Annotated in this window: 21 protein-coding genes; 14 read left to right on the forward strand and 7 right to left on the reverse strand. The window is 58.1% G+C overall.

Translation table 11 applies throughout. The annotated features are described in order from the left end of the window. The first annotated feature begins 27 nt into the window (after positions 1–27). From F1C16_RS11515 to F1C16_RS11565, 11 genes are all read left to right on the forward strand, one after another. The gene (locus tag F1C16_RS11515) at positions 28–1,455 is read left to right on the forward strand and encodes a Glu/Leu/Phe/Val dehydrogenase (RefSeq protein ID WP_185284309.1); all 1,428 of its coding nucleotides are present in this window, start codon (positions 28–30) and stop codon (positions 1,453–1,455) included. A 157-nt stretch (positions 1,456–1,612) separates the two neighbouring features. Beyond that, positions 1,613–2,197, forward strand: a complete 585-nt coding sequence (locus F1C16_RS11520; RefSeq protein WP_185280797.1) for a hypothetical protein — start codon at positions 1,613–1,615, stop codon at positions 2,195–2,197. A gap of 128 nt (positions 2,198–2,325) precedes the next feature. Further along, positions 2,326–3,345, forward strand: a complete 1,020-nt coding sequence (locus F1C16_RS11525; RefSeq protein WP_185280798.1) for an MBL fold metallo-hydrolase — start codon at positions 2,326–2,328, stop codon at positions 3,343–3,345. Between the two features lie 310 nt (positions 3,346–3,655). Further along, positions 3,656–4,675 (forward strand): ABC transporter transmembrane domain-containing protein, encoded by a 1,020-nt coding sequence (locus tag F1C16_RS11530; protein WP_185280799.1) that lies wholly within the window; start codon positions 3,656–3,658, stop codon positions 4,673–4,675. Next, the gene (locus tag F1C16_RS11535) at positions 4,668–6,050 is read left to right on the forward strand and encodes an HlyD family secretion protein (RefSeq protein WP_185280800.1); all 1,383 of its coding nucleotides are present in this window, start codon (positions 4,668–4,670) and stop codon (positions 6,048–6,050) included. The genes F1C16_RS11530 and F1C16_RS11535 overlap by 8 nt, the downstream gene beginning before the upstream one ends. Before the next feature lie 21 nt (positions 6,051–6,071). Continuing rightward, a complete protein-coding gene (locus tag F1C16_RS11540; RefSeq protein ID WP_258048884.1) occupies positions 6,072–7,577 on the forward strand; it encodes a TolC family protein in 1,506 nt (501 codons plus the stop codon). A gap of 115 nt (positions 7,578–7,692) precedes the next feature. After that, the gene (locus F1C16_RS11545; RefSeq protein ID WP_185280802.1) at positions 7,693–9,177 is read left to right on the forward strand and encodes a sodium:solute symporter; all 1,485 of its coding nucleotides are present in this window, start codon (positions 7,693–7,695) and stop codon (positions 9,175–9,177) included. A 67-nt stretch (positions 9,178–9,244) separates the two neighbouring features. Beyond that, on the forward strand, positions 9,245–9,724 hold the full coding sequence (locus F1C16_RS11550) for an energy transducer TonB (RefSeq protein ID WP_185280803.1): 480 nt from the start codon (positions 9,245–9,247) through the stop codon (positions 9,722–9,724). 211 nt (positions 9,725–9,935) lie between these two features. Further along, positions 9,936–11,762: an ABC transporter ATP-binding protein gene (locus F1C16_RS11555; RefSeq protein ID WP_185280804.1), complete on the forward strand. Its 1,827-nt coding sequence runs from the start codon at positions 9,936–9,938 to the stop codon at positions 11,760–11,762. Positions 11,763–11,950: 188 nt separating this feature from the next. Beyond that, on the forward strand, positions 11,951–12,484 hold the full coding sequence (locus F1C16_RS11560) for a hypothetical protein (RefSeq protein ID WP_185280805.1): 534 nt from the start codon (positions 11,951–11,953) through the stop codon (positions 12,482–12,484). A gap of 180 nt (positions 12,485–12,664) precedes the next feature. Beyond that, the gene (locus F1C16_RS11565) at positions 12,665–13,543 is read left to right on the forward strand and encodes a DUF2911 domain-containing protein (protein WP_185280806.1); all 879 of its coding nucleotides are present in this window, start codon (positions 12,665–12,667) and stop codon (positions 13,541–13,543) included. A 216-nt stretch (positions 13,544–13,759) separates the two neighbouring features. On the opposite strand, the gene F1C16_RS11570 is transcribed toward F1C16_RS11565, so the two are convergent. From F1C16_RS11570 to F1C16_RS11580, 3 genes are all read right to left on the reverse strand, one after another. Further along, complete coding sequence (locus F1C16_RS11570) at positions 13,760–15,466, reverse strand: sodium:solute symporter (protein WP_185280807.1); 1,707 nt, start codon at positions 15,464–15,466, stop codon at positions 13,760–13,762. Next, positions 15,463–15,612 carry a hypothetical protein gene (locus F1C16_RS11575; RefSeq protein WP_185280808.1) on the reverse strand — a complete coding sequence of 50 codons (150 nt, stop codon included), beginning with the start codon at positions 15,610–15,612 and terminating at the stop codon, positions 15,463–15,465. Before F1C16_RS11575 ends, F1C16_RS11570 begins: the two co-directional genes overlap by 4 nt. Before the next feature lie 240 nt (positions 15,613–15,852). Next, positions 15,853–18,390, reverse strand: a complete 2,538-nt coding sequence (locus tag F1C16_RS11580) for a PIG-L family deacetylase (protein ID WP_185280809.1) — start codon at positions 18,388–18,390, stop codon at positions 15,853–15,855. Positions 18,391–18,721: 331 nt separating this feature from the next. On the opposite strand from F1C16_RS11580, the gene F1C16_RS11585 reads away from it, so the two are divergent. Together F1C16_RS11585 and F1C16_RS11590 are read left to right on the forward strand one after the other, a co-directional pair. After that, positions 18,722–19,105 carry a DUF6660 family protein gene (locus F1C16_RS11585; protein ID WP_185280810.1) on the forward strand — a complete coding sequence of 128 codons (384 nt, stop codon included), beginning with the start codon at positions 18,722–18,724 and terminating at the stop codon, positions 19,103–19,105. 72 nt (positions 19,106–19,177) lie between these two features. After that, the gene (locus tag F1C16_RS11590) at positions 19,178–21,370 is read left to right on the forward strand and encodes a TonB-dependent receptor domain-containing protein (RefSeq protein ID WP_185280811.1); all 2,193 of its coding nucleotides are present in this window, start codon (positions 19,178–19,180) and stop codon (positions 21,368–21,370) included. Positions 21,371–21,495: 125 nt separating this feature from the next. Here F1C16_RS11590 and F1C16_RS11595 read toward each other — a convergent pair whose 3' ends face one another. The 4 genes from F1C16_RS11595 to F1C16_RS11610 all read right to left on the reverse strand — a co-directional run bounded on the left by F1C16_RS11595 (position 21,496) and on the right by F1C16_RS11610 (position 23,886). After that, the gene (locus F1C16_RS11595; RefSeq protein ID WP_185280812.1) at positions 21,496–22,809 is read right to left on the reverse strand and encodes a serine hydrolase; all 1,314 of its coding nucleotides are present in this window, start codon (positions 22,807–22,809) and stop codon (positions 21,496–21,498) included. 87 nt (positions 22,810–22,896) lie between these two features. After that, a complete protein-coding gene (locus tag F1C16_RS11600) occupies positions 22,897–23,148 on the reverse strand; it encodes a hypothetical protein (RefSeq protein WP_185280813.1) in 252 nt (83 codons plus the stop codon). Between the two features lie 12 nt (positions 23,149–23,160). Beyond that, a complete protein-coding gene (locus F1C16_RS11605; protein ID WP_185280814.1) occupies positions 23,161–23,541 on the reverse strand; it encodes a hypothetical protein in 381 nt (126 codons plus the stop codon). A gap of 36 nt (positions 23,542–23,577) precedes the next feature. After that, positions 23,578–23,886 carry a hypothetical protein gene (locus F1C16_RS11610; protein WP_185280815.1) on the reverse strand — a complete coding sequence of 103 codons (309 nt, stop codon included), beginning with the start codon at positions 23,884–23,886 and terminating at the stop codon, positions 23,578–23,580. 159 nt (positions 23,887–24,045) lie between these two features. On the opposite strand from F1C16_RS11610, the gene F1C16_RS11615 reads away from it, so the two are divergent. After that, on the forward strand, positions 24,046–25,140 hold the full coding sequence (locus F1C16_RS11615; protein ID WP_185280816.1) for a hypothetical protein: 1,095 nt from the start codon (positions 24,046–24,048) through the stop codon (positions 25,138–25,140). Positions 25,141–25,143 lie beyond the last annotated feature (3 nt).

The raw sequence follows: 25,143 nt of genomic DNA on the forward strand, positions 1-25,143 counted from the left end.
TTATCTTCCCACCAACTCACACTTACCATGAGCAACCACTTGGTGAAGGGCAAGGACTTTTACGAAAGCGTCCTGCACTTCTACGACCACGCGGCGAGCTTCTCGAAGCTCGATCCTGGCATTATAAGCCAGATTCGGACCTGTAACAGCATTTATAAAGTAAACTTCCCGGTGGAGGTAGACGGGCACGTGCAGGTGTTCGAGGGCATTCGGGTGCAGCATAGCCACCACAAGCTGCCCAGCAAGGGTGGTATTCGCTACAGCATCCACGTGGACGAGGAAGAAGTGATGGCACTGGCCACGCTCATGACCTTTAAGTGCGCCTTGGTAGACGTGCCGTTTGGTGGTGCCAAAGGTGGTGTGAAGATCAACCCGCGTACTAGCTCTGTGCAAACGCTGGAGCGCGTGACGCGCCGCTATGCCAGTGAGCTGATTAAAAAGAACTTGATTGGGCCGGGCATGGACGTGCCAGCGCCCGATTATGGTACCAGCAGCCGCGAAATGGCTTGGATTGCCGATACCTACCTCACCTTTAAGTATGGCGACACCAGCGCGCTGGGCTGTGTAACGGGTAAGCCCGTGGGCCAGGGCGGCATCAGGGGCAGGACGGAAGCCACGGGCCTAGGTATTTTCTATGGCCTACGGGAGCTGCTTGAAGATGAGCCGCTGCTGAAAAAGCTAGGCATGACCAGCGGCATGGCAGGCAAACGCATTATCGTGCAGGGCTTAGGCAACGTGGGCTACCACGCGGCGCATTTTTGCCAGCGCGAAGGTGCCCTGATTGTGGGCATTGCCGAGCGCGAAGGCGGCCTATACAACCCGGCAGGCCTAGATGTGGAGGAAGTGTTCAAGCACCGCTCCGTTACGGGCTCCATTCTCGATTTCCATCCTGATGCGAAGAACTTTGAGGACTCATTGCAACTGCTGGAGTACGAGTGCGACGTGCTGCTGCCAGCCGCGTTGGAAAACCAGATTCACGAGGGCAATGCCAAGAACATCAAGGCCAAGATAATTGCCGAAGGTGCCAACGGCCCTACCACCCAGGAGGCCGAAAAGATTCTGCTGGAACGTGGCGTAGTTATCCTACCCGACCTCTACCTGAACGCCGGTGGCGTGACGGTTTCCTACTTCGAGTGGCTGAAAAACCTGTCGAATGTGCGCTTTGGGCGCATGGGCAAGCGGGCCGAAGAAGCCTCGCTAAAGCGCTTGGTGATGACCATTGAGCAAACCACCGGCAAAACGGTGAGCGAACGGGAACGCGCGCTCATCATCCACGGGGCCGACGAAATTGACCTAGTGCATTCGGGACTGGAAGACACTATGATTACCGCTTACCGTGAAATTCGGGCGGTGATGGACGAGGTGCCAGGCATTACAGATCTGCGCACGGCGGCCTTCTACGCGGCCATTGAGAAGATTGGCGTGAGCTACCAAGCACTTGGCATCTTCCCATAAACCGAAGGGATTTGCCCGCTTACCTTTGGCTACTTACTTGAGAAACAGGCCGTCATGCTACGCGTGGCGGCCCGTTTTGCGTAAAATATTCGCCGGTTTGCGCCGCAGTTGCGTATCTTGTCGAAACTAAACATACGGGCTTTCCCTTCTACTATCGATGCTACGTACCCTACCCTTCGCTATAGCTTTTCTATCGGCTAGCCCGCTGCTGGCCCAAACGCCTATGGTGGTTCCGATGGCCGCCGAGGTAGAAGCACCGTTGATTGGCTTACAGGCTAACCGTACCTCCTATCAGCTAAATATCGGTACGACCTTCGCGGGTGGGTTGGGCTCGGCCATGCACATCAGCCCGCGGGTGACGCATCAGTTGGGCAAGCGTTTTTTCGTGTTCGGCGGCATGACGTACATGCGTTCGTTTATTAATCCGGCTTATTACGCCGGAATTACGCAGCCTGCTACCCCTGCCGACGCCCTATCTACTACTAGTTTCACCGCTAGCAACCGCTACTTTATCTACGGCGGCGGCACCTACCTCGTAAGCCCGCGCCTGGCCCTCACGGGCACGGCCTGGAAAGATATGTCGCCTACTGTTAACCCCTACGCGGGCTTTGGCAGCATGGGTCAGGGCATGAGCATGCGCGCCGACTACCGCCTCACCGAAAACCTGACGGTGTCAGGTGGGGTGCGCATGGCAAGTGGTGTGGGCTACGCGCCGCTGTATGGTCCTGGCTTTGGTTTCTGATACATAAAGGCTTCAATAAAGGCGACGTAAGCCTTTGATTCGTTTAGCTTTACCTTCCACCGCCGCGCTCCGGGAACATTCCGGGGCGCGGCGGTTGTGTTTACTCTTGCCTTCTCTACCCTCCTCCCATGTCCTCACACCCTACCTATCATCGCAACGAAAAGCTGCTGACCGTTCTACCTAACTACCCTGGCAATAAGATGATTGGCCAGGAATACTGCAATGGTGAAGAGCTGTACGAACCTAGTTTTGCCAACGTATTTCGGTGGAAATTTCTAACCGAAAACCCACAGAAAGCGGAGAAGAAAGCCGACACCTGGGCGCCGGCGGTGGTAGACTGCACAGAGTTTCTGCGCAGTGACACGGACGGGCTGGTGTGGCTGGGGCACGCTTCGTTTGTGCTGCGGGTAGGCGGCATCACGCTGCTCACCGATCCGGTGTTGTTTTCCTCCTTCGGGCTGCAACGCCGCCACCCCCTACCCTGCCGCCCCGAGGACCTGACGAACATCGACTTCCTGCTGCTCAGCCACGGCCACCGCGACCACCTCGACGAGGCCTCCGTGAAGCTGCTGGCCCGTCAGAACCTGCAGATGCAGGTGCTCTCGGCCTTGAGCATGGCGCCGCTACTGCGCGGCATGGCCCCTACCTTGGCGGTGCAGGAGGCCGGCTGGTGGCAGCAGTACGACCTGGGCCCCGAGGCGCCGCTGGAAATCTTTTATTTGCCTGCTTCGCACTGGCATCGCCGGGGAGTGTTTGACCTAAATAAGGTCTTGTGGGGGTCCTTTCTCATTCGCATGCCCGGAGGCAGCACCCTGTATTTCGCCGGCGACACGTCGCTTGCCGGTCATTTTGAGGCCATTGAGAAGCAGTTTGGTCCCCTAGACATTGTGCTTATGCCCATTGGCGCCTACAAGCCGCCCTTTATGATGGAGATGAGTCATACCAATCCCCACGAGGCCGCCAAAGCCACTAACATAGTACGCGCCGGCCACGTGGTGCCCATGCACTACGGCACCTTCGACCTGAGCGACGAGCCGGCTTCGGAGCCCCTGCGCCTGCTAGAAGAAATAGCGGCCGGTGGCATGCTCCGTGCCGAGCTGCATGCGCCCGCGGTAGGCGAGGTGATGCCCTGGCAGGAATGGCTTTAGGCTATTTATTGCCGTGCTTCTCAACTCTCAACATCTATCTTTTGAGTTAAGTAGGAAATACAATATTTATAATTAATCATAGCTTTTAATATCATTTTAATGCAAATTAATATGACTTTTCCCAATAAGCACCGTAAATTTGGCATTCGTAAGTGAGCATGCTTCTACCTAATGCCTGTAAAACATGAGCTGCTGGGTAGCGGCTGTAAATAGACTACTCATTGCTGGCTGTGACGCAGCCAACTATGCGGAGAATGTGCCGCACCAGCTACGTGTTTTCAGGTAGCCCGCTCTTTTCTTAATTTTTTCCATGGCTTCTAAGTCTCATTCAACCAGCCTCCCGCCTCCTACCCCTTGGCAGCGCCTTACGCGCATGCTCGACACAGAACGCGACACGATTCGCTACATTCTGTTTTTTGCTATTCTAACGGGCCTCATTGGCCTCACCCTACCCCTGGGCACCCAGGCCGTGTTCAACCTCGTTTCGACGGGGGCCGTGTTCAGCTCTACCTATATCCTGATTGGGGTAGTGGTGCTGGGCGTACTACTGGGCGGCATTTTGCTGATTGGGCAGATGACCTTGGTAGAGGCCATCGAGCAACGTCTGTATGCGAAGGCCGCTATCGAGTTTGCGTATCGCTTACCCCGCATCAAGCCCGAAGCCCTGGAAGGTGAAAATCCGCCGGAGCTGGTGAACCGCTTTTTCGACATTCTAACGGTGCAGAAAAGCCTCACGAAGTTTCTGATTGACTTGATGTTTGCGGGCTTTCAGATCTTGTTTGGGGTGATTGTGCTGGCTTTTTACCACCCCATTTTTATTGCGTTTGGGCTGTTCACCATCATTATGCTGGTGTTCATCTACATCATGAATTACCGCCGGGCCTTGCGCACCAGCATTGAAGAATCAGCGCATAAGTACGAAACAGTGGACTGGCTGGAGCAGGTAGCCCGCGAGCTGCCCCAGTTTCGGCACAGCAAGGAAGAACAGCAGCGTGCCCTCACGCGCACCGACGAGCTGACGGCCGATTACCTGAACGCCCGCAACGACCACTTCCGGGTGCTGAAAAGTTACTACGGCTGGGGCGTGGCCCTACGCACGGTGCTCACGGCTGGCTTGCTGATTGCCGGCACGCTGTTCGTGGTGTCGCGGCAGATGACGCTGGGCCAGTTCGTGGCAGCCGAGGTGCTGATTGTGCAGATCAGCGGATCTATTGAAAAACTAATGACTGGCGTGAGTACCGTGTTTGACATGCTAACGGGGGTAGAGAAACTAGCCGCCGTGACCGACCTACCCATGGACGAGAAAAAGACGGAGGGAACCCATGCTTAACCTATCCAACCAAAACGTAGACGAGGCGGTATGGCAGGAGCAGCCCCAACGCTCTCAGAAAGAGCTACTGGTGCCGCACGGCAGCCGTACGCTGGGCCGCGTGATGCTGGCCGTGGGTATCATCTTCCTGATTATCCTGTTCTTACCCTGGCGCCAGACCATTGAGGGCACCGGCACGCTTACCACCCTACGCCCCCAAGACCGCCCCCAAACGGTGCAAAACCAGATTGCGGGCCGTATTGAGCACTGGGCCGTGCGCGAGGGCCAATTTGTGCGCAAAGGCGATACCATCCTGACTATTTCTGAAATTAAAGACGAGTATTTTGACCCTAACCTGCCCGAACGCCTAACTGAACAGCTGGCGGCCAAGCGCGGCAACGTGACGGCCAACACCGCCAAAATTGAAGCCACCGACCAGCAGCTAGCCGCCCTGCGCACTACCCTGAACGTGCAACTGGAATCGGCCCGCAACAAGGTGGAACAGGCCCGCAACTACGTTGCCAGCGACAGCGCTGACCTAGTGGCCGTGACCAACTCCTATGACATTGCCAAAGCCCGTCTGGCCCGCTACGAGAATGGCTACCAAAACGGCTTGTTTTCCCTCACCGACATTGAAACGCGCCGCCTGAAATTACAGGAAGACCTAGCCAAGGTAACGGCCCAGCGCAACAAGCTGCTGAACTCGCGCCAGTCGTTGGCTAATGCCATTATCGAGCTGAGTAACCTGCGCGCCAAGTACGGACAGGACCTAGCCAAAACCTTGTCGGATCGTAGCTCGGCTGTGTCGAGCCGGGCGTCGTCGGAGGGGGAAGTAGCTTCCTTGCGCAACAAGATTGCCAACGTAGAGGTACGCCGTGGCTTATACGTAGTGCGCGCCCCGCAAACTGGCTATGTGGTGCGTACGCTCAAGGCGGGCATCGGCGAAACTATCAAGGAAGGCGAGTCTATTGCTACGTTGCAGCCCGAAGCGCCGGTATTGGCCGCCGAGCTGTATGTGCGCCCCATGGATGTACCGCTGATTCAGCGGGGTAGGCAGGTGCGAATTCAGTTTGATGGCTGGCCGGCAGTGCAGTTTTCGGGCTGGCCCTCGGTGGCTGTAGGTACCTTTGGCGGCGTGGTGACGGTGATTGACGTGGTGAGCAGCACCAACGGCAAGTACCGCCTGCTGGTGCGCCCCGAGCCTCACCCCGAACACCGCAACGACGACGACCATAAGTGGCCTACCCAGCTACGCCTGGGCTCGGGCGTATACGGTTGGGTGATTCTGGATTCGGTGCCCGTATGGTACGAAATCTGGCGACAGCTCAACGGCTTCCCACCTAGCTTACAGGCTGAGCCACAACCCGACTCGCCTGTAAAAGTCGAAAAGAAGTAGGAAATGAGGATGCGTTTTTTTGTGCTGACTAGTTGGCTCACGCCCCTAGCTATCCTGCTGCCTACCCTTGCCGCGCTGGCCCAGACGCCCCGCCTCCCTACCCAGGCGCCGGGGCTGGAGCCTGCGCCCCTGCAAACCAAACAACTAGCGCAGGACCGGCCACCCGTGGATACGGCCCGTATTTTCTCGCTGCAAGATTTGGCAGAGCTGGTGTTTGCCTACCACCCCGTGGTGAAGCAGGCCGCGCTGCTCAGCGAAGATGCCCGCTCGCAGGTGCAGCAGGCCCGCGGCGGCTTCGACCCCAAGCTGGGCTCGGGCTTTGACCGCAAGCTGTTTGGCGGCACCGATTACTACAACAACTGGGCAAATGAGCTGAAGGTACCCCTATGGCCGGGCGGTATCGACCTGAAGGTAGGCTACGACCGCATGGTGGGCACCTACGTGAACCCCGAGCACCGCACGCCGCTCAACGGCCTGGCCATTGCCGGCCTGTCGGTGCCGCTTGGGCAGGGCCTGTTGATAGACGCACGCCGCAGCACACTGCGCCAGGCCAAAATTATGGTGGATGCCGCCGAGGCCGATCAGGTGAAGCAGATCAACGCTATCTGGTTGGAGGCAACGCAGGCGTACTGGAACTGGTACTTCAACTACCAGCAAATGCTGCTCATTCAGGAGGGGGTAGAGCTGGCCGAAACCCGCTTCCAGGGTACCAGCCGCCGCGCCCAACTGGGCGACCAAGCCCCCATCGACTCGGTGGAGGCACAGATTACGGTGCAGGACCGCTTGGTACAATTCGCGCAGTTGCAGGTGGAGCAGCAGAACGCTGGCTTGCTCTTATCGAATTACCTTTGGACCAAAGACGGCCAACCTGCGGAGTTGCCCGCCTATGCTGTGCCGCAGCTGCCTACCATGCGCACAGTCGACAGTCTGACGTATGAGCAGCTCCAGGATTTTGCGGCCAACCGCCACCCTACCTTACTCAAGCTCGACGCCAAAATTCGGCAGTTGGGCGTGGAGGTACGCTACCGCCGCGAATTGCTGAAGCCCACCGTGAACGTGAGTGGCTATTTGCTCAGTCGCGGCGACTTCTACCGCCCCGAGGTGCCCGGCTACTACGACTTCGGCCGCGACAATTACAAGGTAGGGGTAGACTTTGCCTTCCCGCTGTTCCTACGCAAGGAGCGCGGCAAGCTCTGGCAAACCCGCATCAAGGTGCAGGATGCCACGCTGGAGCAGCAGAACAGCCGCCGCATGATTGCCAACCAGGTCAGCGCCAAGTACAACACCCTCAAGGCCTACGAACGTCAATTGGCCGTGCAGGAGCAAGCCATTGTCAATCAGCGGATTTTGCTGCAGGCTGAACTGCAAAAGTTTGAGTTGGGCGAAAGCACGATTTTTCTCATCAACGCCCGCGAAAGCAAGCTCATTGAGCTGCGTCTCAAGCAGGAAAGTATGCGCGCCAACTACGAAAAGTCGCTGGCCGAGCTGTATTACTATGCCGGCACGCGCACACTGGGCAATGAGTAGGATGAGTAGCTGTTAGCTTTTGGCTGCTAGCTGTTAGCTTTGAGGTTCTTGTTGTAGCTGTCGACCTTCACATCGGCGCTATCAGCTAACAGCCAAAAGCTAACAGCTAAAGTCCATGTCCCCTACCCTCATCCTGAGCCTGATTGCGGGCTACTTCGTGGTGCTCGTCATCATTTCGATCCTCACGTCACGCAAGGCCACCAGCGAATCGTTTTTTATTGCCAACCGCAATGCCCCCTGGTACATGGTGGCGTTTGCCATGATTGGCACCTCGCTGTCGGGCGTCACGTTCATCTCCATTCCGGGCATGGTGCAGGGGCAGGCCTGGAGCTACATGGCTGTGGTACTGGGCTATACGATAGGTTACTTGGTAATTGGCACCGTGCTGATGCCACTTTACTACCGCTTGCAGTTGGTGTCTATCTACACCTACCTGGAGCAGCGGTTTGGGTTCTGGAGCTACAAGACGGGCGCTTTTTTCTTCTTGATTTCCAGGGCGGTAGGCGCGGCGTTCCGGCTGTTTCTGGTGGCGGGCGTGCTGCAATTTGCCGTGTTCGATGGGCTGGGCGTGCCGTTTGCCGTTACCGTATCGGTTAGTATTCTGCTGATTTACCTGTATACCTTCCGCGGCGGCCTCAAAACCATTCTCTGGACTGACACCTTCCAAACCCTAGCCATGCTGGTATGCGTGGGCGTTAGCATCTACCTGATGGCCGACGAGCTGAACCTGGGCTTTGCCGGCCTGGTGAAAACGGTGAAGGAAAGCGCCATGTCGCAGATCTACTTCTCCGACCCCAAAGACGACAAGTTTTTCTGGAAGCAGTTTGCCTCGGGCGCCTTCATCACCATCGTGATGACTGGCCTCGACCAAGACCTGATGCAGAAAAACCTGAGCTGCCGCAACCTCCAAGACGCCCAGAAAAACATGTTCTGGTTCACGATTGCCATTGTTATTGTGAACGTGTTTTTCCTGTCGCTGGGCGTGCTGCTCTACCAGTTTGCCGCCGCCAAGGGCATTGCCCTACCCACCAACCCGGTTACCGGCAAAGTCATCGGCGACAACGTGTTTCCGCTGCTGGCTACCAACCATTTCTCCTTGTTTGCGGGCGTGGTGTTCATCCTGGGCATCATTGCCGTCACCTACGCCTCCGCCGACTCGGCCCTGACGGCCCTCACGACCTCCTTCTGCGTGGATATGCTGGATATCAAGCAGTACGACGAGCGCAAGCAGAAGCAGGTGCGCCAGCTCACGCACTTTGGCTTCTCGCTGGTATTGATTGTGATTATCCTGATTTTCCGGGCCATCAACGACCAAAGCGTGATTACGGCCGTGTTCAAGGCGGCGGGCTACACCTATGGGCCGCTGCTGGGGCTCTACTCGTTTGGCATCTTCACCGGCCGCGGCCTGCACGACCGGCTGGTACTGCCCGTGTGCTTCGCGGCCCCGCTCGTCACGTGGTTTATCAACGCCAATTCCAAAGCGTGGTGGGACTACGAGTTTGGGTTTGAAATCCTGATACTCAACGGTATCCTCACGTTTATCGGCCTGCTGCTAATTTCCCGGCCCGCCGCTACTCGCGAATTGAACCCTGCGGTGTAGAGGTTGTTGAGGGGTAGCGTACCTTTGTGCGCTGGTCTGAAGCTATATTTTGGACTACCCCTCCGCTATGAAACATCTGTTCTTCATCTGCCTGCTGTTTCTTGCGGGTATTATGGCGCAGGCCCAAACCCCTACCCCGTCGCCCAAACAGCCCACTGAGTTGCGCGCTGGTCGGATGCAGGCTCAGCGCGCCCCCGCCGCTAACCGCCCCGATGTGGCCCCACAGTTTCCGGGCGGCACCGAGGCCCTAAGTGCTTTTTTTCAGCAACAGGTCAAGTATCCGGAGGCGGCACGCGTCAGCAACGTGGCGGGCGATGTGGTGGTACAGGCCACTGTGGCGGCCGATGGCAAGCTGCAAAACCCAACCGTGGTGCAAAGTCTCTCGCCCGCCTGCGACGCCGAGGCCCTGCGCGTGTTGGCCCTTATGCCCGCCTGGCAGCCGGCCACTCGCAAGGGCCAGCCGGTAGCAGTGTTGGTGCGTGTGCCTGTGCCCTTCGGCAACTCCAAGAACCTGAAGGTAGAGCAGGGCAAAACGAAATTTGAATAAGCAATTAAGATGATTAACGCTAAAGAAAACTACCTGTAATGCTATGCCTTCTGTCATCCTGAGCGCAGCGAAGGACCTTCTCACGGTAGAACGACCATCGTACCAACGACTCGTTCAACTGGCATAAGGTCCTTCGCAAGCTCAGGATGACAGGAGGTGCAGCACGCACGACAACACTTTTCTTTGGCTCTCGGATAGTAATACATACACAATGGCTCGAAGTGGATTGAATACCAGCGGCAACGACGTCGGCAGCGATGCGCCGAAGGTGAAACTGAATAAGGAGAGCTTTCGGCAGGGGCTGCGCATTTTCCGTTTCACGTTGCCCTACCGCACCAAGTTCATCATTGGTCTGGTGCTGCTCACGCTGTCCAGTGCCACCACCATGGCTTTCCCCTGGATTATCGGCAAGCTAGCCGATACCGCCAGCGGCCACCCGGTGACTCTCCCCAACGGCACCGTGGTTTCCATCAACCAGATTGCCCTGGGCTTTGCGGCGCTGATTCTGTTGCAGGGCATGTTCTCGTTTGGGCGCATTTGGTTTTTCACGCAGGTGAGCGAGTTCACCGTGCGCGACATCCGACAGGCGCTCTACCAGAAGTTCGTAACCCTACCCATCCCCTATTTCGAGCGCAACCGGGTAGGCGCCATCACCTCGCGCATCACTTCCGATGTGAGCGTGATTCAGGATTCATTTTCGCTGACGCTGGCCGAGTTGTTTCGGCAAGTGACGACGCTGCTGGCGGGCATCGTGTTTATCATGGTGGTGTCGGTGAAGCTGTCGATGTTTATGCTGCTCACGTTTCCGCCCATTGTGGTGCTGGCGATGGTGTTCGGGCGCAAAATTCGGGTGTTGGCTAAGGTGACGCAGGACGAGTTGGCCAAAACCAACGTGATTGTGGAAGAAACCTTGCAAGGCATCAACACGGTGAAGGCCTTCACCAACGAACAGTTTGAAACCGGCCGTTATACCAGCTCGCTTACGCGCACGGTGAAGGCCGCTTTACAGAGCAACCTCTACCGCGGCGGGTTTGTGTCATTTGTTATTGTGGGGCTGTTTGGTGGTATTGTGCTAGTGCTATGGCGCGCGGCCACGCTGGTGCAATCGGGCCAGATGACCATTGGCGACCTCACGCAGTTTGCCCTCTATACCATCTTCATCGGTGCTTCGGTGGCCGGGCTGGGCGAGCTGTACGGCAAGGTGCAAAGCACGCTGGGCTCCTCGGAGCGCATCCTCGAAATCCTGGACGAGCCCGCTGAGCCTACCCACCTCCCCGGTGCCACGCCCCTCCAGATTCGCGGCGACATCGAGTACCAGCACGTGGCCTTTCGCTACCCTACCCGCCCCGACCTGGCCGTACTCAAGGATATCAGTTTCGACATTCAGGCCGGCGAGAAAGTGGCGCTGGTAGGCCCCTCGGGCGCCGGCAAGAGCACCATTGTGCAGTTGCTGATGCAGTTTTACGAGCTGAGCGGCGGCAAAATCCTGATTGATGGCCGCGATGCTGCCCTACTCGACCTCACGGAGCTGCGCCGCCACATTGGCATTGTGCCCCAGGAAACCATCCTGTTCGGCGGTACCATCCGCGAAAACATTGCCTACGGCGACACCTCGGCTACCGACGCCGAAATCATCCGGGCGGCCAAGCAGGCCAATGCGTGGATGTTCATCGAGTCGTTCCCGGAGGGGCTGGATACATTAGTAGGCGAGCGGGGCATCAAGCTCTCGGGCGGGCAGCGTCAGCGCATTGCTATTGCCCGCGCCATCCTGAAAAACCCGGCTATCCTCATCCTAGACGAAGCCACTTCCGCCCTCGACTCCGAAAGCGAGAAGCTAGTGCAAAGCGCCATGGACGAGCTGATGGTAGGCCGCACCAGCATCATCATCGCCCACCGCCTCTCCACCATCCGCAAAGCCGACAAAATCCTGGTAATTGATGGCGGCCAGATTGTAGAACAAGGCACGCACGAGGAGCTGGCACATTATGATAATGGCCTGTATGCTAACTTGTTGAAATTGCAGTTTGAATTGAGCTAGCTCATTTAATCTGAAACGTCATTTCGAACGCAGTGAGAAATCTCGCGTGCTAGTAGTGGTTCGTGATTCCGACTATCAGTAAGAATCTCGTGCGCTCATGTGAGTTAGTACCTTTCGTCAGCACGCGAGACTCCTCAACCAGTTCGGAGTGACGCTCTATCTTGCCGCTCTCTCCCTACCCTGCCCTCATGCCACCCATCCAGTTCTCCCACGTCACTATGTCGGCCGATGAGTTTGTGGCGGTGAACTTTCGGCTGTGGCGAGCAGCGCCTGCTACCCGGCGCAACCACTGGATTCTGGGGGTAGGGCTGGCGTTGCTGACAGCAAGTTTAGTGATGGAGCTAATGAACACGCGGGGCCACATCACCACCTGGTCGACGCCGGCTCTATTGGTAGTGGGCGTGGCGTATGGGCTGCTGCGGGCCGCGTTGGTGCGCCGACAACTACGGCGCGGTTACGCGCAAAACCCGGTGCTGCAACAACCAGCAGACTTTACGCTCACCGATGAAGCCTTGCAAGGCAATAGCGCGGTCGGCGAGTTTCGGACGCCCTGGAATGCTATACGCCGCGCCGTGCGGGTAGGTCCCGATTGGCTCTTGCTCTATCCTACCCAAGCCGCCTGCTACTACCTCGATCTGCGCTGCCTGATAGCACCCGCTACCCCAGCAGCTGTGGAAGCGCTATTGGTGCAGCACAGTATATCCTTGCGGCAACTGACCTAACGCAGCGTGGAGACACAACAGTTTATGTCGCGTTGTTGAACGACCAATAGTAGTCTGGTTACCCAACGTCAGAAACGAAGAAACACAACATACTGTGTTTCTACTTATTCTGCTACCACGCAGCCGGATGCGCTCGTTTTCGCTACTTTTGCCCCATTCCAATTTGCTTTTCATTTCTCTATGATTGCCACTACTCTTTCAAAAGCTACCCGCGTGGCGGGCGCCACGTTTTTTGCCACGGGTTTACTGCTGAGCGCTGCTGCTCAAGCCCAGATTAGCACACCTGCTGCTAGCCCTACTAGCACCATTACCCAGCGCGTAGGCCTTACGGATGTTACCATCACTTACTCGCGCCCCGGCGTGAAAGGCCGTTCCATCTACGGTACGCTGCTACCCTACGGTCAGCGCTGGCGCACGGGCGCTAATGCCACCACTAAAATTAAGTTTTCGGACGATGTGACTGTGGAAGGCAAAAAGGTGGCCGCTGGCGAATACGGCATTTACTCGGTGCCTGGTAAAGACTCCTGGACCATTGTACTGAGCAAGGACATCAAGCGTGGTGCCGATGTGGCCGGCTTCAAGGATGAGGACGATGTGGCCAAGTTTATGGTGAAGCCCTACCGCCTTGGTACTAAGCAGGAAACCTTCACAATGAACTTCGTGGACCTGACGCCTGCCACTGCCAACGTGGATATGCAGTGGGAATCGGTAGGCGTGAAGTTCGGCATCAAGACTGATGTGGATACCAAGGTGATGGCTCAGATCAATGACAAGGTCATCAACAACGCTACCCCCTCGGCCGGTGACCTCGCCGCTGCTGCTGTTTACTACATCGACAACAACAAGGACAACAAGCAGGCTCTCACATGGCTAAAGAAGGCTAACGCCACCGACCCCAAGTTCTGGAACCTGCACACGCAAGCCAAGCTGGAGCTAAAGATGAAGGATAAGAAAGCTGCCCTCGCCTCCGCCGAGCAGTCGAAAAAGTTGGCTGCCGAAGCTAAAAACACGGAATACGTAAAAATGAACGACGCCCTGATTGCTGAGGCGAAAAAGTAGGTCCTCACTCCGCGGCTCCCTCCCTAAGGAGAGAGGAAGTCAGACGTAGATCATTCAACCCAGTTGCTTCGGCTTGTTTCGTCGTGACTGCCACTGGAAACATTCAAATAGAAGCCAACCGCTCGCGCAGTTGGCTTCTATTTTATTTTGATTACCTGGCAATTAGCGACGCATTAGCTGAGGTGGCTGCGTTTAACGGCTCATGTCTAGCTCCTCCTACCCGTGGGAGAGAGGAACGGGAGGTGAGGCCATCCGTTGCACTACCAAGGCTACCAGCACCACCAACCCGCACCCAATTATGTTAAACCACAGATACCCGATATCGGTGGTATTGAACAGCACCAGCACGGCTATCTGGCCTACCACTGTAGCCCAGAAGGCCGCCTTTGCCTGAATCTTCGGCAGAAAAAATGCGACCATAAATAGCCCCAGCATCGCGCCATAGAACAGAGAGCCCAGGATATTCACGGCTTGAATCAGGTTTTCGAGGCGGGCGGCGAATAGGGCGAAGCCGATGCCCAACACGCCCCACGCCACTGTAGCCCAGCGCGATACACGCACACACCGTACCTCATTGGCGCCGGGGTAGGCGGGGCGGTAGAGGTCTACCACGGTGGTAGACGCCAGCGCATTAAGGCCACCCGCCGCCGAACCCATAGCCGCCGATAGCACCACGGCCAGCAACAAACCCACCAGCCCGTGCGGCAAGTAGTTCAGCACGAAGGTGATAAATACGAAGTCTGCTTCCTGCGCTTTGGCAGCGGGTGCCGCTTGTTTCAGTAGGGTTTGGGTGCGGCTCTGTAGCCCCTGCACAGCGGCATCTACGGCCTGGCGGTGGGTTTCGGCAGCGGCTATTTGCTCGGGGTTGCGAGTGGCGTAGGCGCGCACGAGTTGCTGGGAAGCCTTGCGCCGGGCCGTGGCCAGTTGGGTGCGCTCGGTTTGCAGCTGGCGCAGGGCGGGCGCGTAGGTAGGGTTACGGGCAGCCTCATCCAGCACGGGGCGGTTGAAGGTGAGCGGCGCCGGGTTGAACTGGTAGAACACAAACAATAGCACGCCGATCAGCAGGATGCCAAACTGCATGGGCACTTTCACGAGGCCGTTGAGGAGCAGGCCCAGGCGGCTTTCGCGCTGGCTGCGGCCGGCCAGGTAGCGCTGCACCTGGCTTTGGTCGGTGCCGAAGTAGGACAGGGCCAGAAACAAACCGCCCGTCATACCCGACCAGAAATTATAGCGGTCTTTGAAGTCGAAGCTAAAATCAACCAGGTTCAGCTTGCCCTGGTGGCCGGCCAGCTGCATGGCTTCCGAAAACCCTACCTCCGCTGGCAAGTAGTGCACCAATAGGTAGCCCGCCACCACCATGCCCGTGAAGATAACGCCCACCTGAAACTGCTGCGTGACGGCCACCGCCCGGCTACCACCCGTTACGGTGTAGAGAATCATCATGCCGCCAATCATCCACACCGTCAAAGAGATATCCCAGCCCAGCACTGCCGATAGCACCAGCGCGGGCGCGTAGAGCGAAAGGCCGTTGCTGAGACCACGCTGCACCAGAAACAGCACTGCGGCCAAGGTGCGTGTGCGCCTGTCGAAGCGGCCTTCCAGGTACTCGTAGGCCGTGAACACCTGCAACCGGTGGAAGATGGGCACCGCGAAAATGGCGATGAGCACCATGGCTACCGGCAGCCCAAAGTAGAACTGAATGAAGCGCATGCCATCGGCGTAGGCCTGGCCGGGCGTGCTAAGAAACGTAATGGCCGAAGCCTGCGTGGCAATGATACTCAGCCCGATACCCCACCAACTGGCCTGTCGCCCGCCCAGCAAATAGCCGTCGAGGGTGCGGCCGGCCGTGCGCGTGCGCCAGGTGCCGTAGCCCACAATAAATAGCAAGGTGCCACCTAGCACCAACCAATCGAGCAGACTCAAGCGAAGAGGTTAGTTAAGTAGGCGAAAAAGCCGATTTCGACCGCCAGGGCGCCTAGTACCAGCCAGTACCACGCCCGCCAGTTGGTGGTTTCTTGTTCTGTTTTTGTCATTTCCTCACGCATTCTGGCAAAGTAACGGGTATCCATGTGAAAAGTGCCTGTCATCCTGAGCTTGCGAAGGACCTTCTCACGTTGGGACGAGTCGTTGTTACGTCAATCGTTCTAGCGTGAGAAGATCCTTCGCAAGCTCAGGATGACGAACGGCTCAGGATGACAAATGGCGCAGCTCAAACAACATCAGCAACGACGTCAACCACCCCAATTTTCGCTTTGCGAAAATGTCCCCTCCTCATCTGAGGAGGGGAGTTTCGTTCTCTTCCTCCTACCCTACTTCCCCAACGAAATCATGTTGGCCAGAATGCGGTAGGCGCCGGGCACGCCGGCGGGCAGCTCGCGGAACAGCGAGAGGCCAGTGTAGATGTAGTGGCCCTTGCCGTAGTCGGCGACGAGGATGGCGCTTTCCTTGTCCGTCTCGCCGGGGTCGTGGCTGCTGATGACGGTTTGGTAATGACTATCCCACTTGCTGGGGTAGTAGAGGCCCTGCTCCTGCACCCAGCCTTCAAAATCTTTCGCGGTGATTTTGTTGGGCGTGTTGAGGATGGGCGCTTTGGGGTTGAGAAACTTGACGGGTGCGTTTTCTACCGTCACGCGGTCATTGGAGAGTGTGAGGGGGTAGGGGCCGATTTCGGGCAGCAGCACGCCGCGGCTCACTACGTACTGCACGATGAGGTTGCCGCCATTTTTCACGTAGTCGAGCAGCGTAGGCTGGGCCACGCGCAGGCGCTCCACGGTGTTGTAGGCGCGCACGCCCAGCAGCACCGCATCGAAGCGGCGCAGGGTTTCGGGCGTCACCTCATCGGCGTTGAGTAGGGAAACAGTGTAGCCAATCTGCCGCAGCGCCTCGGGCACCTCGTCGCCGGCGCCCATGATGTAGCCGATGTTGTTGCCCTTCTTGGCCAAGTCGACGCGCACCAGCGGGGCTACTGCTTCGGGGAACAGCGTTTGGGTAGGGATGTGCGGGTAGGCAATCGTCTGCAAGCCGCGGGTGTAGGCTTGGCCGTCTACGGTAGCTGCGGCGCGCAGCTGACCTTCGCTGTTCGTGCTACTGGTGGGCTTCACCTGAAACTGTACCAACTGCTCAGCGCCTTTTGCTTTCAGCTCGAAGGGCACGCTGGCCGGCTCCACCTGCCAGCCGGCGGGTACTTGCAGCGTAAGGTTACCACGCACGTTGTCTTTACCGGCAACGAGCGTTACGGGCACTGTTTTGGGCTGATTATCAGCGAAGACGTAGGCCTTACCAGCAATGTTCACTGCCACGGGCGGCACTACGGCTAGCGGCTGGTACCGCTCGCCCAGGACGGGGTCGGTGTGTTTGTATTGAACGGGAATGGTAAAGCTAATTGTGTCACTAACGAATCGTATTCCCTCGATGGCATTCACCCCAACTTTTATTTTAACGGAGGCAGCTGGGGAATTTTCCGGCTGACCACGCAGCTTCTGCTCCGACACAGTATACATACCTATTGATGCTGGTTCGCGCAGCCAGTAAGGTTGGGTCAATGGTGCTGATGCGGGGAGCTGCACATTATATTGTATTAGCAAAGGCTGCTCACGTGCTAGAGCACGATCAGCGGCGGTATCCACTTTAACAGCCGGTGTTGTCTTAATAGACTTCAACACTACAAGCGTTCCTTTCGAATTACCGATGGGCCGGCGGTTTAATACAGTAATATTAATGGGAATGGCTTCTCCCGATGCTACTTGCGGCTGTGCGACGGCAGCCTCTAGGTAAAGCCCTAAACTAGCTTGAATTAATTTTTCTAATTCCGCCGACTTATCCTCTCGCCAGAATGTTGCGTTAGGTAAACGTTGCAGTTCATTGCGCACCTTCAGCAACCCCGCCACACTAGCCGCTGGATTTGACGCATCATACTCCTTAATCACCTTCTCTACCAGCTTTCCTACCGCCGCACCACCAGGCACGCGGTTCCAGGTCTGGTCGATGCCCTCAAAGGGGTCGGTTTTGGCCTTGTCGCCTTTTACAGGTTGCAGATATTCCAGCGCCTCTCCCCGCTGAGCGGCCGAGCCAAAGCCCTGGCTACGGTGTTGGGAGCGGCTTTCGGCGGCAATTTCGCCGTAGCTCCTACCCAGCAAGGCATTATAGCCGCCGGCATCCACTTTCAGATAGCCGCTCAGGTCTTCGCCGGGGCGCGTGAAGTAGCTGCCGGTATTCCAGAGCAGGCGCTTGGGCTGCCAGGGCTGCACGTATTTCAGCTGCTCGGGGAAGCGTTTGGGGTCCCCGGCCGCGTCGAAGGCTTCGGCGGCCAGGATGGCACTGGCCTGGTGGTGGCCGTGGCCGGCGCGGGCGTCGGGGGGGAAGCGGGTGAACAGCACGTCGGGCCGGCGCTGCCGAATCACCCACACCATATCGGCCAATACCTGCTCCTTGTCCCAGATGGTGAAGGTTTCCTGTGAGGTTTTGGAGAAGCCGAAATCATTGGCGCGGGTGAAAAACTGGTGCGCCCCGTCGATGCGGCGGGCGGCCAGCAGCTCCTGCGTGCGAATCAGGCCCAGCTGCTCCCGGATTTCGGGGCCGATGAGGTCCTGGCCGCCGTCGCCTCGGGTGCAGCTGAGGTAGCTGGTTTCCAGCAGGCGGCCGTTGGCGAGGTAGGCTAGGAAGCGCGTGTTTTCGTCGTCGGGGTGGGCGGCGATGTACATGGCCGAGCCGAGGACGTTCAGCTTTTTCAGACCCAGCAGGATTTCTGAGGAAGACCAGGTTTTGGGAGCTTGGGCTTTCGCACTAGGCGCTGCACCAGAAGCAAGAAGAACTGCAAGCAGCGCGGCGCGAAATCGGGATAGAAGCATAGAGAGGAATCAGGAACTTGGCCTTAAAGATACCGGTCAACACGAAAGCCGGCTGTGGGGTTTGGGGTTATGTGGCTGCAAGCTGCTGAGGGACGCAGGTTGACCATAAGAAGCTGCTTATAACAGGTAACAACCCAGTGTAGAGACGCATACTTGCGTCTTATCGTCGAACAATCGATAGCAGCAACGACATCGTGCCGATAATCTCGTTGTTGGATAACCAATGAAGCTGTTTGGAGAGTCGTCAGGCGGTCATGCTTAATCTGGCGTTCAATAGTTAATCTTTTAACTTTCTAAACAGCTTCAATAGCAGCAACGACGAGACGCAAATATGCGTCTCTACATCGTGCTGGCAGCTTCTGACATAACTAACCTACCTAACGACTACCTTTGCTGCATGAAGCTGTGGGCCTTTTTCCTGGCGATGTACGTGTTGGTGCTGGCTGGCCTACCCTGTGGGGATGTCTGCCAAGACGAGTCAACCACCACCGCCCAGTCTTCTGCCCCCGACCACGACGACCACACGCACACGGAGAGTTGCTCGCCGTTTTGTCTGTGCACGGCGTGCCCCGGCTTCACGGTGCCGCAGCTTGTACCGCCTGTGGCCGCACGCCCCCTACCCTCTCCGCTTGCTGAAGCGGTGCGGTCTACTTACCAAGCGCCGCACGCGCTGGAGGTGCCAGGGCGCATCTGGCAGCCGCCCCGCGTAGCGTAGTTTTTCCGATGGTTGCTACCCGGCCTTTTTGGCGGTTTGGGTGGCTATTGGCTACGCTATTCACTCATTTTCATGAAATTTTTCTTTGTGTCGCTGGGGCTGACACTCTTCACTGTGCCCATCGCCTGGGGGCAAGACACCCTCCGGGTTTCTATCCGGGATGCCGAAACCGGCAAACCGCTCATCGGGGCCACAGCCCGACTCCTACCGGGCAACATCGGCGCCGCAACCAATACGGACGGACGACTGGCCCTACCCGTGCCGGCGCCGGGCCGCTACGCGCTTACCTACTCTTCCATTGGCTACCAACCCCAAACCGATAGCCTGACCCTCCCCCTGCCCGGCGACTCGCTGGTGGTGCAACTGGTAGCCGTAGAAGGCGAGGTGCTGGAAGAAGTGGTGGTGACCTCCACCCGTAGCAACCGTAGCATCGACGATATCCCTACCCGCATCGAGGCCATTACGGGCGAGGAGCTGGAAGAAAAAGCCAACATGCGGCCCGGCGATATTCGCATGCAGCTCAACGAAAGCACCGGCATTCAGGTGCAGCAGACCTCGGCTGTATCGGCCAGCGCTACCATTCGCATTCAGGGGCTGGATGGGCGCTATACGCAGCTGTTGCAGGATGGCTTTCCGCTGTATACGGGCTTTGCAGCGGGCTTGAGCATTTTGCAAATTCCGCCCTTGAACCTGCGCCAGATTGAGGTGATCAAAGGCTCGGCGTCTACACTTTATGGCGGCGGGGCCATTGCGGGGCTGGTCAACCTAGTTACCAAGCGCCCTACTGCCGAGCGGGAGTTGAGCTTTATGGCCAACGGCACTACTGCCGGCGGCCTCGACCTCAGTGGCTTCTGGGCGCAGAAAGGCCAGAAGGTAGGCGTCACGCTGTTTGCCGCCCGCAACACGCAGAAGGAATACGACCCCGGCAACACCGGCTTTTCGGCCATTCCGCACTACGAGCGGTACACGTTCAACCCGCGGCTGTATTTCTACCTCACGCCCACGGCTACCCTAACGGTAGGCGCGATGGGCAACTGGGAAAACCGCATCGGCGGCGACATGCAGGTGCTGGACGGCGACGCCGACAGCCAACACCGTTACTTCGAGCGCAACCGCTCCGACCGGGCTTCGTCGCAGTTGCAATTCGACAAGCGTTTTGCCCGCTCCATACTCACGGTGAAAAACAGCGTGAGCTACTTCAACCGCACCATCACGCAGCCGGGGTACCGCTTTGCCGGGCAGCAGGTGGCCAGTTTCAGCGAAGCCAGCTACACGCACACCGGCGAGCGGGCCGAGTGGATTGGCGGCGGCAACCTCTGGACGGAGCAATTCACAGAGCGCGGGGCCGCGCTGGGGCGCAACTATCAGTACACCACGGTAGGCGCCTTTCTGCAAAACAACTACCGCGTGCGGCCCTGGCTGACGCTGGAAACCGGCCTGCGTGGCGACTACCACAACCGCTTCGGCTTCTTTGCCCTACCTCGGGTGTCGGCGCTGTTCCGGTTGTCGGAGCACCTGACTTCTCGCCTCGGCGGCGGATTGGGTTATAAAGCCCCTACCCTGTTCACTGAAGATGCCGAAAGCGTGGGCTTCCGCAACGTGCTGCCCATCAACCAAAACGCCGCCCAGGCCGAAACGTCCCGCGGCGGCAACTTCGATGTAAACTACCACACTACTCTGTTTGAAGTGCTGGATGTGTCCGTTAATCAACTGTTCTTTTACACCCAGCTCAACCACGCGCTAGTGCTTGATATTCCGGCTATTATCACGCCGGGAGCGGGCACGGCTACCTATCAGTTTGCCAACGCTGACGGCCCGATTAGCAGCCGGGGGCTGGAAACTAACGTCCGCATCGGCTACGAGGATTTCCAGCTCTACGCCGGGTATAGCCTGGTAGACACCCGCCGCAAGTACAGCGGCGCTAATCGCAACAGCGCCGTTCCGCTAACGGCCAAGCACCGCGTGAACTTGGTGGGCGTGTACGAACAGGAAGGTAAGTTCAGGGTAGGGCTGGAAGCCTACTACATCGGCCGCAAGCCGCTGTCGACGGGCGAGGAGTCGCCTTCCTACTGGTTGCTGGGCGCCATGGGCGAGCGGCGCTGGAAGCATTTCAGCGTGTTCCTCAACTTTGAAAACCTGCTTAACATTCGGCAGAATCGCTACGAGTCCGTTGTGCTACCGCCCGTCAACCAGCCGTCTTTCCGGGAGGTGTGGGCACCGCTGGAAGGGCTAGTAGCCAACGGCGGCATCAAGCTGTTTTTATAGGAAGCGTGACAGCGCTTCCTTTTGTGGTTGTGGCACTGGAGGCAATGAAGCTGTTTAGGAAATAGGCTAGGCCGTCATGCTGAGTCTGTCGAAGCATGACGGCCTAGCCTATTTCCTAAACAGCTTCAACAAGTGTTTTCAGGCGGCGCAGAACCGTAGGAAGGGCTTTCGTAAGAAAAGCGACGGCGCAGATACGGGCGTGCTGGTTGCTTCCGCCGTACTTCCCACTCGTACACTGCCCTACCCAGGTCGCGCAGAAAAGGAAAGCCGATGGTATCGTAGTCGTAGTGGTCGTCGTTGAGCACGCCGTCGGCGTTGACGTAGATGACGGCGCTGAGCAGGAATTCCACGCCGTGCGCTTCATCGGTGATATAGGCGTTGTCGATCAGAAAGCCGTACGCCTGTCCTGTTTTGTTGTAGATGCGCACGCCCGCCGGCAGTGCAGCGGGTGGGCCACCAGCCAGCAGGAATTTTGCGTAGTTGTCGGGGTAGGCCAGAGAGTCGTAGGCAGGGTACCGACTCTGCCGGGGCAGCAGCGACAGGTAGCGCCGCAGAAACTGGTAGTCGGCGGCGCGCAGCCCATTGAAGCGCTGGCGGCGGGGCACGGCCTCCGGAAACAGCAAGGCGCGCAGCACCTGCTGCTGCTCGCGCAGGGGGAAAAAGTTTTTGTTGGTAAAGTCGAAGGGCTGGTTGATGCGCTGGTTGCCATCCTGCCAGGCGTGACCCACGTGTAGGCGCGTGGCCCGCAGCGGGGGCAACGCGCCCGAATGGTAGGAAGACGGCTGGTGGTACAGCACTTGGCGCCGGGTGCTATCGGTGAAAAACGTGAACGGGTTGGTGTGCCGCGAACCAGGCTCCTGGTCGCCTACCGCCAGCCGGCTAATGATGCGCGTATGGCGCAACCCGTGGTTGCGCAAGGCTCGGATTACCTCTCCCTGCCCTACGAATTCATATAACCGATTGTATGCCTCGTTATCACTCACCAACAGAACCTTACGCATGTAATTACCCAGGGTAGGCTGACCGTTACGGGCGCTACTGTCGGCTACTACCCGCGTTTGCCCCGCAAAAGCAGAATCAATCTGTAAGGGTGATTCGCGGGTGAGCGGATAGGACAATTGCTCTTTCTGTATGTGGTTGATACCGTTGATTTTCTCCAGTGCCACAGCTACCACCGGCAGCTTCACAGTGCTGGCCGGATAAAAGTATTCCCGCGGCCGCACGCGGTAGCCGTAGCTGCGGAAGTGCGGCCGTCCATGCGCATCGCGCCGAATCTGCGTGTAGAGCACCTGCACCCGGTAGGCGGCCGGGTTGCGCAGTATGCGGCCAAACCGCACCGTATCGGCCCGCAATAGGTGGCGCAGGGGGTTACCGGGCTGCGCAAAGGCTACCCTACCCGTCAGCAGTGTACAAAGCAGGTATAAAAAAACGGCGCGCATCGAGCCGGAAGATACACTTCCGCGCTGGATGCGCGCTGTTTTGTAGAGCTATCTATTCGAGCGTATGCACTCGAACGCCACTCAGTTTTAGCCTTCTTTGCCGTTGGTCTGGCTGCTGTCGCCGTAGTCGCCGCGGATACCGCTGCCGTCGCCCATGTTTTCCTGGGTGCTTTCGGTTGCCGCTTCGGGGCTGTTTTTGGCGAGCTCAGAGGAGTTCATGTTTTGTTGGGCACCGTCGCCGGAACCGTCCGCAATAGTCGCATCAGCGTTTTTGGCGTTTGAAGAATCGATGCGGCCTTTTTCTTCGTCTTGTTCGGAAGGAATGGATGGAGTATTCATAGGGAGAGTGAGTTAGCTGTTGTTTTCGTCGTCGATGGTGCCACCGTCGTTGGCGGGGCTAGGGGCGGCATTGCCAGTACCGTAGTCCGACTTGTAGTCAGTAGTGTTCTGGGTTTGATCAGCTTCTTCAGCATCAGAGCCGCCACCTTGGTTTTTTTGGTCAGCGCTGAGTTGGGCGCCGGCGCCGCTGCTGCCTTTGGCACCGCTGGTATCGGCGTGTTGGTCGCCGCCACGGTTACCACCGTGGTTGCCGCTGCTATCCGAAGCCGGCGAAGTCTGGGGCGCGTTGCCCTGCTGTTGCGAGCCTACGCCACGCTCGTTTTCCGGGCGCTCGGCACGGGTGCCATCGTTGGGCTTCTGATTATCGGGCTGGTTATTTTGGTTGTCGCTCATGGGGTGGGGTGGAAAGGGTGAAAGAATGAGTGGGAATTACAGGTTGACTTGCCCGATACCGGTGCCGGCGCTGCCGGAAGCAGAACCGCTGCTAGTGGTGCTGCCGCCTACATCGCCTTCGTCGGCGTTGCCGGGCTTGTCGTACTCGGTGCTGGTGGCTACCTTTTTACCAGTTATTTCGTGGCCACCTTCGGTGCCGCCGCTGCCGGAGTTGTCGTCGCCGTTGTTGCCGGTGAGGGCCTCGCTGCTGTTGCCGGCCGCCATGCGGCTATCGGGCTGAAATTCGCGGGCGCGGAGGGCGTCTTCGGTTTCTTCGTCGAGCGGGGGCGTGGGATGCTGAGCCATAAGGGTAGGAAAGTCTGAGTGGAAAGAAGTGCAGGCGACCGCAGCTGCCTGCACTTAGCTATACGGGTGGCGGGCCGGGCGGTTGAGGCATGGTTTTTCTTGCGCCTTTTCCTAAGCTTTCTTTTCTTCTAGCCTTTTACGTTTCGCTATTCTGGTTTTATGTCTACCGGCTCCGATTCCTTTACCGAGAAAACCGACGACGCTCTGCGCTTTCTCGCCAGCCATCCCGCCCTTTACCATCCCGATATTGTGCGTACGGCCCAGCAAGAATTGCGGCGACGCGGCCTGGCCTTACCGGAAATAGCTGAGGGCGCCACCTCGGCGTCGCTTTTGGAGTACGCCCCGGAGCCGGAGCGCTCAAACTCGGCTCGTGGGCTGCTACTTGGTGGCGGGCTAGTAGCGGTTGTGCTGCTTGGCGCGTGGGCGCTACAGTCTACCGATGCCGATGCCGCCGACCCTACCCTTTCGACGGAGCGACCCATATCGCTGCCTGCCAGCGTGGTAGAGCAGCCCGCTACCGACGACGACATGATGCCCAACTTCGAGTCGCTGGCGCAGGAACGGGTGCGGAAAGCCGCTGCCACGGTGCCCGCCGCCGAGTGGCGCGACTCCATCGCCCGCAACAACTACCAACAGATGGTAGCGCGCTATTGGACGGCCGAGTACCAAACGGCCTGGCTGCTCACCCGCACCAGTCAGCGCCCTACCCCCGATCCTACCCTGCTGGGCAAGATTAATCTGATTCAGGAGCAGTGGGGCCGCCTGACGCACGCGGCTGAGTACGACTTGAAGCTTCGGCCCGTGATGCAGCAACGGCTGGAAGCCATGCTGCTGGGGCACAAGCGCCGCAATGCAGTGCTTGGTTTGCTGACGTATGGTTTCAATGGGGGCGATTCTCTCATTACCCGCGAAATTCAGCAAGGCGATACCGCCGCCTACGCCGTGCGCTACCAGGTGCTGGCCTCTCGCCTCCCCAAACAACTGCCCCTACTGCCACTGCGCTCCTCCCCCGATGTAGTGCGCAGCCAGACCGTGCCTACGCGCTATCCCAACACCAATCCGCTTTATCTGTTACACAACAGGCCACTCGCCAGCGACCCACTCTCCGACGGGCTACCCGCGCCGGTAGCCGAGCTGTCGTCCACGGAAATTGACTCGGTGCTGGTGTTGCGGCCGCGGGTAGCCACGCAGGCTTACGGTCCCCGCGCCCACGATGGCGCGGTGCTCATTTTCACCCATGCTCCTCACCCTTAGCGC

The organism is Hymenobacter sp. NBH84 (genome assembly GCF_014217645.1).
Lineage (GTDB): Bacteria > Bacteroidota > Bacteroidia > Cytophagales > Hymenobacteraceae > Hymenobacter > Hymenobacter profundi.